We start from the raw sequence: 14,267 nt of genomic DNA, 5'->3' as shown, positions 1-14,267 counted from the left end.
GACCACGAAAAACTTACTCAGCAACGATGCTGATGTATTTACGGTTGTTCGGGCCTTTAACTTCAAATTTCACTTTACCGTCTGCTTTAGCAAACAGAGTGTGGTCACGACCGCAACCTACGTTAGCACCAGCGTGGAATTTGGTACCACGTTGACGAACGATGATGCTACCCGCCAGAACGGTTTCGCCACCGAAACGCTTAACGCCCAGGCGTTTAGCTTCTGAATCGCGACCGTTACGAGTGGAGCCGCCAGCCTTTTTATGTGCCATTTAAATCTCTCCTCAGGTCTTAGGCGCTGATGCCAGTAATTTTCACATCAGTGAACCACTGACGATGGCCCTGCTGCTTACGATAGTGTTTACGACGACGAAACTTAACGATTTTAACTTTCTCGCCACGACCGTGAGCAACAACTTCAGCTTTGATTACGCCGCCATCAACGAAAGGAACGCCGATTTTGACTTCTTCACCGTTTGCGATCATCAGAACTTCAGCGAACTCAACAGTTTCGCCAGTTGCGATGTCCAGCTTTTCCAGGCGAACGGTCTGACCTTCGCTTACTCGGTGTTGTTTACCACCACTTTGGAAAACCGCGTACATAAAAAACTCCGCTTCCGCGCACACCTTTTGAATGATTCAGAGTGCGCTATAAATATTCACAATAGGGCGCGAATATTACGCAAAACGTGAGCCTTTGACAAGTGCTACAGTCAATACATGAAGAAAAAAAACACAACGTGTATGGTAACGTTTATCTGCGGCGTTTTTTCAGTACAATCAGCATTTATTTCTAACCCTAAACCCTAAGTTACCTTGATGTACTGTCAGGTAAACAGGGCGAAAAGCCCGGCTTTTGCGATGAATTTAGAAAAAATCAACGAGTTAACCGCGCAAGATATGGCGGGTGTCAATGCGACAATCCTTGAACAGCTTAATTCCGACGTCCAGTTGATCAACCAATTGGGCTATTACATTGTGAGCGGCGGCGGAAAACGTATCCGTCCGATGATTGCGGTACTCGCGGCGCGCGCCGTGGGTTATCAGGGAAATGCCCATGTCACTATCGCGGCGCTGATCGAGTTTATCCACACCGCCACCCTGCTTCACGACGATGTGGTGGACGAATCCGACATGCGTCGTGGCAAAGCCACCGCCAACGCCGCGTTTGGTAACGCCGCCAGCGTTCTGGTCGGCGACTTTATCTATACCCGCGCGTTTCAGATGATGACCAGCCTTGGCTCGCTGAAGGTACTGGAAGTGATGTCCGAAGCCGTTAACGTCATCGCAGAAGGCGAAGTGCTGCAGTTGATGAACGTTAACGACCCGGACATCACCGAAGAAAACTACATGCGCGTCATCTACAGCAAGACCGCGCGCCTGTTTGAAGCGGCGGCGCAATGTTCCGGTATCCTTGCAGGCTGTACTGGCGCGCAGGAAAAAGGGTTACAGGACTATGGCCGTTACCTCGGCACCGCTTTCCAGTTGATTGACGATTTGCTGGATTACAGCGCCGACGGCGAGCAACTTGGTAAAAACGTGGGTGATGATCTGAACGAAGGCAAGCCAACCCTTCCCCTGCTGCATGCGATGCGTCACGGTACGCCTGAACAAGCGCAAATGATTCGCACCGCCATTGAACAAGGAAACGGCCGACATCTTCTGGAACCGGTTCTGGATGCGATGAACGCCTGCGGCTCGCTGGAATGGACACGCCAGCGCGCGGAAGAAGAAGCGGATAAGGCCATCGCCGCCCTGCAGATCCTACCGGACACGCCGTGGCGCGACGCGCTGATTGGCCTCGCGCATATCGCCGTCCAGCGCGACCGTTAAACACATCCTCTCCATCCCGTATCGCGCGGGATGGATTCATATAAATTCCAGTAAATTTCTTTAATTATTTTGCTCATCCATAAACCCCTTGCAATAGCTGTAATAACTCCTGGCATATTCTGAATATTCGCTCTCTTTACATGAACTTTTTAGAACATTTGTTCTTGCGGCGTATAGTGTGTTTCTCAGGTTTATTGTTCAAAATTCCCATGAACAAGTTAAGGAGCGAGGGAAAAATGGAGAGCAAACTGATCGACTGGCATCCCGCTGATATCATCGCGGGATTACGCAAAAGAGGGACATCAATGGCGGCTGAATCGCGCAGAAACGGATTAAGTTCTTCGACGCTGGCCAATGCCTTAACCCGACCGTGGCCGAAAGGCGAACTGATTATTGCCAAAGCGCTGGGAACGGAACCGTGGGTGATCTGGCCGTCGCGCTATCACGACGCCAAAACGCACGAATTCATCGACAGAACGCGCCTGATGAGAGCGTCGCGTCGGGAGAAGCCAGGCACCGAGTGACACGGCAGAACGGTAGCCCCTTTCGCGATGGGGCTACCTGTTTATTCGTGACGAATGCGTCCGAATTACTCGCCTTTTACGCGCTCGATGTTCGCGCCCAGCGCACGCAGTTTATCTTCAATGCGCTCGTAACCGCGATCGATATGATAAATACGATCGACCACTGTGGTTCCTTCTGCAATACATCCTGCCAGCACGAGGCTTGCAGAAGCACGCAGGTCGGTTGCCATCACTTGGGCGCCGGAAAGTTTATCGACGCCGTGGCAAATCACGGTATTGCTTTCGATTTCCGCATGCGCGCCCATACGACTCAGCTCCGGCACATGCATAAAACGGTTTTCAAACACGGTTTCAGTAATGAAGCCCGTGCCTTCCGCCACCAGGTTCAGCAGCGTAAACTGCGCCTGCATATCGGTCGGGAACGCCGGATGCGGCGCCGTACGCACGTTTACCGCTTTCGGGCGTTTGCCATGCATGTCGAGGCTGATCCAGTCTTCGCCCACTTCGATATCCGCACCGGCGTCGCGCAGCTTCGCCAATACGGCGTCCAGCGTATCCGGCTGCGCGTTACGGCAGATGATCTTACCGCGGGAGATAGCCGCCGCGACCAGGAAGGTTCCGGTTTCGATACGGTCCGGCAGTACGCGGTACACGCCGCCGCCCAGACGTTCAACGCCTTCGATCGTAATCCGATCGGTCCCCTGACCGGAGATCTTCGCCCCCAGCGTCACCAGGAAATTCGCCGTATCGACAATTTCCGGCTCACGCGCGGCGTTTTCAATAACGGTGGTGCCTTCCGCAAGGGTCGCTGCGCACATGATGGTGACCGTCGCGCCAACGCTGACTTTATCCATCACGATATGCGCGCCTTTCAGTCGTCCGTCGACAGAAGCCTTCACATAACCTTCTTCCAGCTTAATGGTCGCACCCAGTTGCTCAAGACCGGTGATATGCAGGTCAACCGGACGTGCGCCGATAGTACAGCCGCCCGGCAGTGAAACCTGGCCCTGACCAAAACGGGCGACCAGCGGACCCAGCGCCCAGATCGACGCGCGCATGGTTTTCACCAAATCATACGGCGCGCAGAATACGTTGACGTCGCGCGCATCAATGTGCACAGAGCCGTTACGCGTCACTTTGGCGCCAAGCTGGCTCAGCAGCTTCATGGACGTATCCACATCTTTCAGTTTCGGGACGTTCTGGATCTCGACCGGTTCTTCCGCCAGCAGCGCCGCAAAGAGGATCGGCAGTGCGGCGTTTTTTGCACCTGAAATGGTGACTTCGCCCTGGAGCTTCGTTGGCCCCTGTACACGAAATTTATCCATGATGTTGTTCTCAGTTAAAATTCATCGTCGCTACCGGTATTTCTCCCGTAGCTCAAAAACCGTTAAGTTTGCGATCGCGCGCCCACTCTGCGGGGGTATACGCTTTGATGGACAGAGCATGAATGCGGTTGTCCGCAATATACTCCATCAGCGGGGCATAGATGGTCTGCTGTTTCTTCACCCGGCTCATACCGTCAAACATCTCACCCACGGCAATAACCTGAAAGTGACTGCCATCGCCGGAGACGTGGACTTCCTGGAGGGAGAGTGCGTTCATCAGCACGCTCTGGATTTCATTATTTTCCATGGGCTCTATATTCATCAGATAGTGAAAACAGCCCAACATCTTAGAGCAAAGTTGCGCTGTCATAAATAAGCAAAAGGGCGATCAACGTAAAGTTGCCTGATGGTGACGCTAACGCGTTGATCAGAACGACAGGAAAAGGCCGGATAGCCAGTAAGCTACCCGGCGCAAATTACAGGCGAGGAAGAACGTCCTCAGGCAGATTATACAGTTGCGCCAGGGTGTAAACTTTATCGTTCACCCCCTGCAACGAAACACGGGTGCCCTGCTTTTTTGCCTGATCGATAAGATGGAGCAGCAGCGCCAGCCCACCGGTATCGACGCGGGAAATCTGGCTCAGGTCGATACAGGTGACGCCTTGCATTGCCTCAACGCGCGCATCCCATAGCGGATTTACCACGTCCTGATCAAGCTCTCCCATCAGCGCCAGCGTATCGCCTTTACGCGTCCAACTGAGTGACTGCGTCATTACTTCTTCTCATCCAGCGTGATTTTCTGCTGTGCGATAGATTTCAGTTGCGCGGTCAGGCCGTCAATCCCTTTGGTTCGCAGCAGGTCGCTCCACTCGTTTTGTTTAGTGGTGATCATGCTGACGCCTTCGGCGATCATGTCATAGGCCTGCCAGTTGCCCGTCTGGGTGTTTTTACGCCACTGAAAGTCGAGGCGCACCGGCGGACGACCGTTAGGATCGATAATGGTGACGCGGATCGGCACGATCGTCGCATCGCCCAGCGGTTGTTCAGGCGCAATCTGGTAAGTCTGACCGTGGTACATCGCCAGCGCCTGTCCGTAAGCCTGCTTCAGGTATTCACGGAACGCGGCGAAATAGGCTTCGCGCTGCGCGGGGGTCGCTTCTTTGTAGTAACGGCCCAGCACCAGCGCGCCCGCATATTTCACCTGCACATACGGCAGCAGTTCCTGATCGACGACGTCGCGCAGGTAGTCCGGATTCGAACGGATTTTCGGCTGTTCATTTTTCAGTCTGTCGAACGTTTTCTGCGCCGCTTCGTTCATCAGCTTGTACGGGTTAGTTTGATCGGCTGCAGTGGCGGCGGTCAGTGGTGCAATCACCAGCAGAGCCACCATCATCAATCGTTTAAACATATGTCGAATCTCCTGAGATTAATTCGTTGTGCCCGCAGGCCCGTTAGCGTCATTATTGCCTTCGGCCGGCGCTGGCGCATCGCCAGAATTCTTATTGTCATCCCCCTTACTGTTGTAAAGGAACTGACCAATCATATCTTCCAGCACCATCGCGGATTTAGTGTCCTGAATCGTGCCGCCATCTTTGAGGATAGACGTTCCCAGCTCCGGGTCCTCAAAACCGACGTTCAGCGCCAGATATTGTTCGCCCAGCAAACCGGAGGTCCGGATGCTCAATGAGCTGGTGTCAGGAATGTGGTTATAACGTTCTTCGATATCCAGCGTGACGCGCGGTAAATAAGTTTTCGGATCTAACGAAATATCCGCGACGCGTCCCACGACCACCCCGCCAATGCGCACCGGCGAGCGCACTTTCAGGCCGCCGATATTATCGAAGGTCGCATAAATCGTGTAGGTCGGCTCTGTGCGCATCGACGTTACGTTTGCCGCTTTCAGGCAGACAAACAGCGCCGCCAGCAGCGCCGCTAATAAGAAAATCCCCACCCAAATTTCATTTTTTTTCGTTTGCATGAACTCAATTCCCAAACATCAAAGCGGTCAGCACAAAATCCAGGCCCAGAACGGCCAGCGACGAGTGCACAACGGTGCGTGTGGTCGCCCGGCTGATCCCTGCCGAGGTCGGGATCGCATCATATCCATTGAATAATGCAATCCATGTTACGGTGATGGCGAACACCACGCTTTTAATCAAACAGTTCACCAGGTCGAGACGCCAGTCGACGGCGTTTTGCATCGCCGACCAGAAGAATCCCGGGTCGATCCCTTTCCAGCTTACGCCGACCAGGGAGCCGCCCCAGATACCGACCGCGACAAACAGAATGGTTAGCAGCGGCAGCGAAATCACGCCAGCCCAGAAGCGCGGCGAAATCACCCGGCGTAGCGGATCAACGGCCATCATTTCCATACTGGACAGCTGCTCGGTGGCGCGCATCAGACCGATTTCCGCGGTTAACGCTGAACCCGCGCGTCCGGCAAACAGCAGCGCCGCGACAACCGGGCCAAGCTCACGCAGCAGCGACAGCGCCACCAGCATGCCAAGGCTGGTTTCCGCGCTGTAGGTGGTGAGCACCAGATACCCCTGTAGCCCCAGCACCATGCCGATAAACACGCCCGACACCAGAATGATAAGCATCGACAGGACGCCGACATTATAGAGTTGGCGCACCAACAGCGGCGCATGTTTACGAAATTCCGGTTTGCCGACCAGCGCATTGAATAACATTAACCCGGCGCGCCCAAACGAGCTGACGGTTTTGATACCTTTGTGTCCCAGCGTCGCCAGTGCATTTAACAGCATGTGTGGCTTAACTCCCTGTTCCGAGTAGATCAGAATGATAATCGCCCGCCGGATAGCGGAACGGGACCGGCCCGTCGGCAATACCGTCCAGGAATTGACGGACGCGCGGATCGGCGTTCTCCTGCAGTCCTTGCGCGCTACCGTGGGCGACAATTTTCTTGTCCGCCATGATCCAGGCGTGATCGGCAATGCTCAGGACTTCAGGCACATCGTGAGAAACCACCACGCAGGTGACGCCCAGCGCGCTGTTTAATTCAGAGATCAATTTAACCAGTACGCCCATCGTGATGGGGTCCTGCCCCACGAACGGTTCATCGAACATGATAAGGTCCGGTTCCAGCGCGATAGCGCGCGCCAGCGCGGCGCGCCGGGCCATCCCGCCGGAGAGTTCGGACGGCATCAGTCTGGCCGCCCCGCGCAGACCGACCGCTTCGAGCTTCATCATGACTGTACTTTTCAGTAACGGCGCGGGCAGCGTGGTATGTTCGCGCAGCGGATAGGCGACGTTATCGAAAACGTTCATGTCGGTAAAGAGCGCGCCCGACTGAAACAGCATACTCATCCGTTTACGCACCGTGTAGAGCCGCGAACGCGACATGGCGGGAATATTCTCGCCATCAAACAGGATCTCGCCCTTGTCTGGGGAAATTTGACCGCCGATCAGGCGCAGGAGCGTCGTTTTACCGATGCCCGATGGTCCCATGATCGCGGTGATCTTTCCACGCGGCACCGTCAGGGAGATATTATCGAAAATGCAGCGGTCGCCACGCGTAAAGCTGACGTCGCGCATATCGACTAAATTCGCCGCAGACTCACCCATTCATTCATCCTTTGTATTACGTGTTGATCAAAGCATGGCGTTGAATGGCGCCATGAACCCAACATATTTACAGAATATTACCTGCCCTGGTTAGCTAAAGCTGGCATTTGTTTTACTTTTTAGCTGCATAAAGTCAAAATTAAGACTTCGTTACGGTTTCCAGAGGATCCCGGTGACCGGCGAGTATACCTGAAGAAAGGACTTTAGATGCTTTTAGCAACGGCGCTGTTAATTATTGGTTTACTTCTGGTCGTCTACGGCGCCGACCGTCTGGTGTTCGCCGCGTCTATTTTATGCCGAACGTTGGGGGTCCCGCCGCTGATCATCGGCATGACGGTGGTCAGTATCGGCACGTCGTTACCAGAGATCATCGTTTCGCTCGCCGCCTCCCTGCACGGGCAGCTGGATCTCGCCGTTGGCACCGCGATCGGATCCAATATCACCAATATCCTGTTGATTCTGGGGCTTGCCGCACTGATCCACCCCTTTACCGTGCATTCCGATATTCTGCGTCGCGAATTACCGTTAATGTTGCTGGTCAGCGTAGTGGCCGGTTCCGTACTTTACGACGGTCAGCTAAGCCGTAGCGATGGCATATTTTTGCTGTTGTTAGCGGTGTTATGGCTGCTGTTCATTGTTAAAATCGCCCGTCTGGCCGAACGCCAGGGCAATGACAGCCTCACCCGCGAACAACTGGCGGAGCTACCGCGCGAAGGCGGGCTGCCGGTGGCGTTTTTATGGCTGGGCATCGCGCTTATCATAATGCCGATGGCCACCCGCATGGTGGTTGATAACGCCACCGTTATTGCCAATTACTTTGCGATGAGCGAACTGACCATCGGCCTGACGGTTATCGCTATCGGCACCAGCCTGCCGGAGTTGGCGACCGCGATCGCCGGCGTGCGTAAAGGTGAGAACGATATCGCGGTAGGCAATATTATTGGGGCGAACATTTTTAATCTCGCTCTGGTCCTTGGCCTGCCCGCGCTGCTGACGCCCGGCGAGGTCAACCCGCTGGCGTTTAGCCGCGATTACAGCGTGATGCTACTGGTAAGCGTCATCTTTGCATTACTCTGCTGGCGGCGCCCCCGCCAGTCCGGTCGCGGCGCGGGCGTACTGCTGACCGGCGGTTTTATCATATGGCTGGCGATGTTGTATTGGCTGTCGCCGCTCCTTGTTGGATAACTGGAAACAGATTATGTCGCACTTAGCGTTACAACCGGGTTTTGACTTTCAGCAGGCCGGTAAAGAGGTCCTGGCGATTGAACGTGAAGGCCTGGCGGAGCTTGATCAGTACATCAATCAGGACTTCACCCTCGCCTGTGAGAAAATGTTCAACTGCACTGGCAAAGTGGTAGTCATGGGCATGGGAAAATCGGGGCATATCGGACGCAAAATGGCCGCGACGTTCGCCAGCACCGGCACGTCCTCCTTTTTTGTGCATCCAGGTGAAGCCGCCCATGGCGATCTCGGCATGGTAACCTCGCAGGATGTGGTGATTGCCATCTCCAACTCCGGCGAATCCAGCGAGATTGCCGCGTTAATTCCCGTACTCAAACGCCTCCAGGTGCAGCTTATCTGTATCACTGGCCGGCCAGAAAGCAGCATGGCGCGTGCCGCGGATGTGCATCTGTGTGTTAAAGTACCGAAAGAGGCCTGCCCGTTGGGGCTGGCGCCGACCAGCAGCACCACGGCCACATTAGTCATGGGCGATGCGCTGGCGGTGGCATTGTTAAAAGCGCGCGGGTTTACCGCCGAGGATTTCGCGTTGTCTCATCCGGGCGGCGCGCTGGGGCGTAAACTTTTACTGCGCGTTAACGATATTATGCATACCGGGGATGAAATCCCCCATGTACGCAAAGACGCCAGCCTGCGCGAGGCGTTGCTGGAAATCACCCGTAAAAATCTCGGTATGACCGTGATTTGCGACGATGCGATGAAGATCGACGGTATCTTCACCGACGGCGATTTACGTCGCGTCTTTGATATGGGCGTTGACGTGCGCCAGTTAGGTATCGCCGACGTGATGACGCCGGGCGGTATCCGCGTGCGTCCCGGGATTCTGGCGGTCGATGCGCTGAACTTAATGCAGTCCCGCCATATCACCTCAGTAATGGTTGCCGATGGCGACCAGTTACTCGGTGTGTTACATATGCATGATCTCCTGCGTGCAGGCGTTGTGTAGCAATTCAAGGATAAAAGAAATGAGTAAAGCAGGTGCGTCGCTTGCGACCTGTTATGGCCCCGTTAGCGCTGAAGTCATCGCCAAAGCAGAGAACATTCGGCTGCTGATTCTTGACGTCGACGGCGTGCTGTCGGATGGGCTGATTTACATGGGTAACAATGGTGAAGAGCTAAAAGCCTTTAACGTACGCGACGGTTACGGCATCCGCTGTGCGCTGACGTCTGATATCGACGTTGCCATTATTACCGGGCGAAAGGCTAAACTGGTAGAAGATCGCTGCGCCACCCTGGGGATCACCCATCTGTATCAGGGCCAGTCTGACAAGCTGCTGGCGTTTCACGATCTGCTGGATAAGCTGGCGATTACTCCGGAAAACGTGGCGTACGTCGGCGATGACCTGATCGACTGGCCAGTGATGGAAAAAATCGGCCTGAGCGTCGCGGTCGCGGATGCGCATCCGTTACTGATTCCGCGCGCGGATTACGTCACGAAAATCGCTGGCGGACGCGGTGCGGTACGGGAAGTGTGCGATTTACTCCTGCTGGCGCAGGGTAAGCTTGATGAGGCCAAAGGGCAATCGATATGAGTAAAGCCAGACGTTGGGTTATCATTCTACTGTCGTTGGCCGTGCTGGTGCTGATTGGTATTAATCTGGCCGATAAAGACGATACCGCGCAGGTGGTGGTGAACACGAGCGATCCCACTTATAAGAGCGAGCATACCGATACCGTCGTGTACAGCCCGGAAGGCGCGCTGAGCTATCGTTTAATTGCGCAGAACGTTGAGTATTTCTCGGATGAAGCCATTTCGTGGTTTACTCAACCGGTATTAACCACCTTTGATAAGGACAAGGTCCCTACGTGGTCAATCAAGGCGGATAAAGCCAAGCTGACCGACGATCGGATGCTGTATCTGTATGGTCACGTTGAAGTCAACGCGCTGGTGCCTGACGCTCAACTTCGCAAAATTACCACCGATAACGCGCAGATCAACCTCGTGACGCAGGATGTCACGTCTGAGGATCTTGTCACGTTATACGGAACAACATTTAACTCCAGCGGACTGAAAATGCGCGGCAACTTACGCAGCAAGAACGCCGAGCTGATTGAAAAGGTTAGAACCTCCTATGAAATTCAAAACAAACAAACTCAGCCTTAATCTTGTGCTTGCCAGCGCCCTTCTGGCCGCCAGCATTCCAGCGTTCGCCGTCACCGGCGATACCGAGCAGCCGATCCATATCGAGTCGGACCAGCAGTCTCTGGATATGCAAGGTAACGTCGTCACCTTCACCGGCAATGTCGTCGTGACCCAGGGCACCATTAAAATCAACGCCGATAAAGTTGTCGTGACCCGCCCGGGCGGCGAAGAAGGAAAAGAGGTCATTGACGGCTTCGGCAACCCGGCCACTTTCTATCAAATGCAGGACAACGGGAAGCCGGTCAAAGGCCGCGCCTCGAAGATGCACTACGAGCTGGCGAAAGACTTCGTCGTGCTTACTGGCAATGCTTATCTGGAACAGCTCGACAGCAACATCACCGGCGACAAGATTACCTATCTGGTGAAAGAGCAAAAAATGCAGGCGTTCAGCGAGAAAGGCAAGCGCGTGACCACCGTTCTGGTACCGTCCCAGCTACAGGACAAAAATAAAGACCAGGCTCCGGCTCAGAAAAAGAGTAACTAATTCGTTATGGCAACATTAACTGCAAAGAATCTGGCGAAGGCCTACAAAGGCCGCCGCGTCGTGGAAGATGTCAGTCTGACCGTTAACTCAGGCGAAATTGTCGGTCTGCTCGGGCCTAACGGCGCGGGTAAAACCACCACGTTCTATATGGTGGTCGGCATTGTGCCGCGCGACGCCGGTAACATCATCATTGATGATGAAGACATCAGTTTGCTGCCGCTGCACGCCCGCGCGCGCCGCGGTATTGGCTATCTGCCGCAGGAAGCATCGATCTTCCGCCGCCTGAGCGTGTTCGATAACCTGATGGCGGTACTGCAAATTCGCGACGATCTTACCAGCGAGCAACGCGAAGATCGCGCCAACGAGCTGATGGAAGAATTTCACATTGAGCACCTGCGCGACAGCATGGGACAGTCGCTTTCCGGGGGCGAACGCCGCCGTGTCGAGATCGCCCGCGCGCTGGCCGCAAACCCGAAATTTATCCTGCTTGATGAACCGTTTGCGGGCGTTGACCCGATCTCCGTCATCGACATCAAACGTATCATTGAGCACCTGCGCGACAGCGGCCTGGGCGTTCTGATCACCGACCATAACGTCCGTGAAACGCTGGCAGTATGTGAACGCGCCTATATCGTCAGCCAGGGACATCTGATCGCCCACGGCACGCCAACGGAAATTCTCCAGGATGAACACGTTAAGCGCGTATACCTTGGGGAAGACTTCAGACTCTGATAGGGTAGAAGTTCGCGACGTTATAGCGGGGGAAAACGACTCTGAACATGAAGCAAGGTTTGCAACTCAGGCTCAGCCAACAATTGGCGATGACGCCGCAACTTCAGCAGGCTATCCGTCTGCTGCAGCTGTCCACGCTGGAACTTCAGCAGGAGCTGCAACAGGCGCTGGAAAGCAATCCGCTGCTTGAGCAAACCGACGTTCATGATGAAGTGGAAACCCGCGAAACGCAGGACAGCGAAACGCTGGACGCCGCCGACGCGCTCGAACAAAAAGAGATGCCGGAAGAGCTGCCGCTCGACGCCAGTTGGGATGAGATCTATACCGCCGGTACGCCATCCGGCACCAGCGGAGATTACATCGACGATGAGCTTCCCGTTTATCAGGGCGAGACCACCCAGTCACTTCAGGATTACCTGATGTGGCAGGTGGAGCTGACGCCCTTCTCCGATACAGACCGCGCGATAGCCACTTCCATTGTTGATGCCGTGGATGACACCGGGTATCTCACCGTCTCTCTGGAAGACATTCTCGACAGCATGGGCGACGAGGAGGTGGACATTGATGAGGTCGAAGCGGTGCTGAAACGCATCCAGCGCTTTGATCCGGTTGGCGTGGCGGCGAAAGATCTGCGCGACTGTCTGCTGATCCAACTGTCCCAGTTTGATAAGGCCACCCCGTTTCTCGACGAAGCCCGGCTGATCGTCAGCGATCACCTTGATCTGCTGGCGAATCATGACTTCCGCACCCTGATGCGCGTGACGCGCCTGAAAGAAGACGTGCTGAAAGAGGCGGTCAATTTTATCCAGTCGCTCGATCCCAGGCCCGGCCAGTCGATCCAGACCAGTGTACCTGAATACGTCATTCCGGATGTACTGGTGCGTAAGCACAATGGTCGCTGGACGGTCGAACTGAACGGCGACAGCATCCCCCGGCTGCAGATCAATCAGCACTATGCGGCAATGTGTAGCGGCGGGCGTAACGATGCCGACAGTCAGTACATTCGCAGCAATTTGCAGGACGCGAAATGGCTGATTAAAAGCCTGGAGAGCCGTAACGATACGCTCCTGCGCGTCAGCCGCTGTATCGTCGAGCAACAGCAGGCCTTCTTTGAGCAGGGCGAAGAATTTATGAAACCGATGGTGCTGGCGGATATCGCCCAGGCCGTCGAAATGCACGAATCAACCATTTCCCGTGTGACCACGCAGAAATACCTGCACAGTCCGCGCGGCATTTTTGAACTGAAGTATTTTTTCTCCAGCCATGTGAACACCGAAGGCGGTGGCGAAGCGTCCTCCACGGCTATCCGCGCGCTGGTGAAAAAGCTGATTGCGGCCGAAAACCCCGCGAAACCGCTGAGCGACAGCAAGTTAACATCTTTGCTGTCGGAACTGGGTATCATGGTGGCGCGCCGCACCGTTGCGAAGTACCGAGAGTCTTTATCCATTCCGCCGTCGAATCAGCGTAAACAGCTGGTTTGACCCAACCGATAAGGAAGACACTATGCAGCTCAACATCACTGGAAACAACGTCGAGATCACTGAAGCCCTGCGCGACTTCGTCAATACCAAGTTCGCGAAGCTCGAACAGTATTTCGACAGAATCAATCAGGTCTACATTGTGTTGAAAGTGGAGAAGGTCACCCACATCTCGGATGCAACCCTGCACGTCAACGGTGGCGAAATTCACGCCAGTGCGGAAGGTCAGGACATGTATGCCGCTATTGACGGCTTAATCGATAAGCTGGCAAGACAGCTGACCAAACATAAAGATAAACTGAAACAACACTAATTGTCCGGGCAGTTAGCGGGTGCAGGACGGCCTGTTGTGTACAACAACGGGCCATTTGTACAGTTAGCGCTCCGAACCTGTTTTCTCACTTGAAGGGGCAGGTTCTTAGGTGAAATTATGATAAATAACGATACAACTCTACAACTGAGCAGTGTACTTAACCAGGAATGTACACGCAGCGGCGTGCATTGCCAGAGCAAAAAACGCGCGCTGGAGATTATCAGTGAACTGGCGGCAAAGCAGCTAAGTTTGCCGCCACAGATCGTTTTTGAAGCGATCCTGACGCGGGAAAAGATGGGCAGTACCGGTATCGGCAACGGCATCGCCATCCCACACGGTAAAGTGGAAGAAGATACCCTGCGGGCCGTAGGCGTGTTTGTGCAACTGGAAACGCCGATTGCTTTCGACGCGATCGATAATCAACCGGTGGATCTGCTCTTTGCCCTGCTGGTGCCTGCGGATCAAACCAAAACGCATCTGCACACGCTGTCTTTAGTCGCCAAGCGTCTGGCGGATAAAACCATTTGTCGCCGGCTTCGCGCTGCGCAAAGCGATGAAGAGCTGTATCAAATCATCACTGACACAGAAGGTCGCCAGGATGATGAGTAAGCG

The 14,267-nt window shown here is 54.6% G+C and carries 20 protein-coding genes; 11 read left to right on the top strand and 9 right to left on the bottom strand.

Annotated elements, in window-relative coordinates:
- Positions 1–13 precede the first annotated feature (13 nt).
- Together rpmA and rplU are read right to left on the bottom strand one after the other, a co-directional pair.
- A complete protein-coding gene (rpmA, locus tag JY391_RS02890; protein ID WP_042291867.1) occupies positions 14–271 on the bottom strand; it encodes a 50S ribosomal protein L27 in 258 nt (85 codons plus the stop codon).
- Positions 272–290: 19 nt separating this feature from the next.
- Positions 291–602 (bottom strand): 50S ribosomal protein L21, encoded by a 312-nt coding sequence (rplU, locus tag JY391_RS02885; RefSeq protein WP_000271401.1) that lies wholly within the window; start codon positions 600–602, stop codon positions 291–293.
- 258 nt (positions 603–860) lie between these two features.
- On the opposite strand from rplU, the gene ispB reads away from it, so the two are divergent.
- Positions 861–1,832, top strand: a complete 972-nt coding sequence (gene ispB, locus JY391_RS02880) for an octaprenyl diphosphate synthase (RefSeq protein WP_042292051.1) — start codon at positions 861–863, stop codon at positions 1,830–1,832.
- Between the two features lie 236 nt (positions 1,833–2,068).
- A complete protein-coding gene (sfsB, locus tag JY391_RS02875) occupies positions 2,069–2,356 on the top strand; it encodes a DNA-binding transcriptional regulator SfsB (protein ID WP_042291869.1) in 288 nt (95 codons plus the stop codon).
- Between the two features lie 65 nt (positions 2,357–2,421).
- Here the strand turns inward: sfsB and murA are convergent, their stop codons facing one another.
- From murA to mlaF, 7 genes are all read right to left on the bottom strand, one after another.
- On the bottom strand, positions 2,422–3,681 hold the full coding sequence (gene murA, locus JY391_RS02870; RefSeq protein WP_199957653.1) for a UDP-N-acetylglucosamine 1-carboxyvinyltransferase: 1,260 nt from the start codon (positions 3,679–3,681) through the stop codon (positions 2,422–2,424).
- A 52-nt stretch (positions 3,682–3,733) separates the two neighbouring features.
- A complete protein-coding gene (ibaG, locus tag JY391_RS02865; protein WP_042291873.1) occupies positions 3,734–3,988 on the bottom strand; it encodes a BolA family iron metabolism protein IbaG in 255 nt (84 codons plus the stop codon).
- Between the two features lie 169 nt (positions 3,989–4,157).
- The gene (mlaB, locus tag JY391_RS02860; protein ID WP_042291875.1) at positions 4,158–4,454 is read right to left on the bottom strand and encodes a lipid asymmetry maintenance protein MlaB; all 297 of its coding nucleotides are present in this window, start codon (positions 4,452–4,454) and stop codon (positions 4,158–4,160) included.
- A complete protein-coding gene (gene mlaC, locus JY391_RS02855) occupies positions 4,454–5,089 on the bottom strand; it encodes a phospholipid-binding protein MlaC (protein WP_042291878.1) in 636 nt (211 codons plus the stop codon). The genes mlaB and mlaC overlap by 1 nt, the downstream gene beginning before the upstream one ends.
- Positions 5,090–5,107: 18 nt before the next feature.
- Complete coding sequence (gene mlaD, locus JY391_RS02850) at positions 5,108–5,659, bottom strand: outer membrane lipid asymmetry maintenance protein MlaD (protein WP_042292053.1); 552 nt, start codon at positions 5,657–5,659, stop codon at positions 5,108–5,110.
- A gap of 4 nt (positions 5,660–5,663) precedes the next feature.
- Entirely contained in the window at positions 5,664–6,446 is a 783-nt protein-coding gene (mlaE, locus tag JY391_RS02845) for a lipid asymmetry maintenance ABC transporter permease subunit MlaE (protein ID WP_042291881.1), read from the bottom strand.
- Positions 6,447–6,453: 7 nt separating this feature from the next.
- Positions 6,454–7,266: a phospholipid ABC transporter ATP-binding protein MlaF gene (mlaF, locus tag JY391_RS02840; RefSeq protein WP_042291883.1), complete on the bottom strand. Its 813-nt coding sequence runs from the start codon at positions 7,264–7,266 to the stop codon at positions 6,454–6,456.
- Positions 7,267–7,473: 207 nt separating this feature from the next.
- Between mlaF and JY391_RS02835 the strand changes: the two genes are divergently transcribed.
- The 9 genes from JY391_RS02835 (at position 7,474) to ptsN (ending at position 14,264) form a co-directional block, all read left to right on the top strand.
- Positions 7,474–8,451, top strand: coding sequence for a calcium/sodium antiporter (locus JY391_RS02835; protein ID WP_042291885.1), 978 nt, complete (start codon positions 7,474–7,476; stop codon positions 8,449–8,451).
- 13 nt (positions 8,452–8,464) lie between these two features.
- Positions 8,465–9,451 carry an arabinose-5-phosphate isomerase KdsD gene (gene kdsD / locus JY391_RS02830; RefSeq protein WP_042291887.1) on the top strand — a complete coding sequence of 329 codons (987 nt, stop codon included), beginning with the start codon at positions 8,465–8,467 and terminating at the stop codon, positions 9,449–9,451.
- 19 nt (positions 9,452–9,470) lie between these two features.
- Positions 9,471–10,037, top strand: a complete 567-nt coding sequence (gene kdsC, locus JY391_RS02825; RefSeq protein WP_211935197.1) for a 3-deoxy-manno-octulosonate-8-phosphatase KdsC — start codon at positions 9,471–9,473, stop codon at positions 10,035–10,037.
- Positions 10,034–10,609: an LPS export ABC transporter periplasmic protein LptC gene (gene lptC, locus JY391_RS02820; protein WP_042291892.1), complete on the top strand. Its 576-nt coding sequence runs from the start codon at positions 10,034–10,036 to the stop codon at positions 10,607–10,609. The genes kdsC and lptC overlap by 4 nt, the downstream gene beginning before the upstream one ends.
- Positions 10,578–11,132: a lipopolysaccharide ABC transporter substrate-binding protein LptA gene (gene lptA / locus JY391_RS02815; protein WP_060571060.1), complete on the top strand. Its 555-nt coding sequence runs from the start codon at positions 10,578–10,580 to the stop codon at positions 11,130–11,132. The genes lptC and lptA overlap by 32 nt, the downstream gene beginning before the upstream one ends.
- Before the next feature lie 6 nt (positions 11,133–11,138).
- Entirely contained in the window at positions 11,139–11,864 is a 726-nt protein-coding gene (gene lptB / locus JY391_RS02810; protein WP_003025073.1) for an LPS export ABC transporter ATP-binding protein, read from the top strand.
- 47 nt (positions 11,865–11,911) lie between these two features.
- A complete protein-coding gene (gene rpoN, locus JY391_RS02805; protein ID WP_211935196.1) occupies positions 11,912–13,345 on the top strand; it encodes an RNA polymerase factor sigma-54 in 1,434 nt (477 codons plus the stop codon).
- 22 nt (positions 13,346–13,367) lie between these two features.
- Positions 13,368–13,655 (top strand): ribosome hibernation promoting factor, encoded by a 288-nt coding sequence (hpf, locus tag JY391_RS02800; protein WP_003025078.1) that lies wholly within the window; start codon positions 13,368–13,370, stop codon positions 13,653–13,655.
- 117 nt (positions 13,656–13,772) lie between these two features.
- The gene (gene ptsN / locus JY391_RS02795; RefSeq protein WP_042291903.1) at positions 13,773–14,264 is read left to right on the top strand and encodes a PTS IIA-like nitrogen regulatory protein PtsN; all 492 of its coding nucleotides are present in this window, start codon (positions 13,773–13,775) and stop codon (positions 14,262–14,264) included.
- The last annotated feature ends 3 nt before the right edge of the window (positions 14,265–14,267 follow it).

The sequence above is a fragment of the Citrobacter sedlakii genome (assembly GCF_018128425.1).
GTDB lineage: Bacteria > Pseudomonadota > Gammaproteobacteria > Enterobacterales > Enterobacteriaceae > Citrobacter_A > Citrobacter_A sedlakii.
The sequence above is the reverse complement of the archived record's forward strand: the minus strand, read 5'-3'. Positions and strand labels throughout refer to the sequence as shown.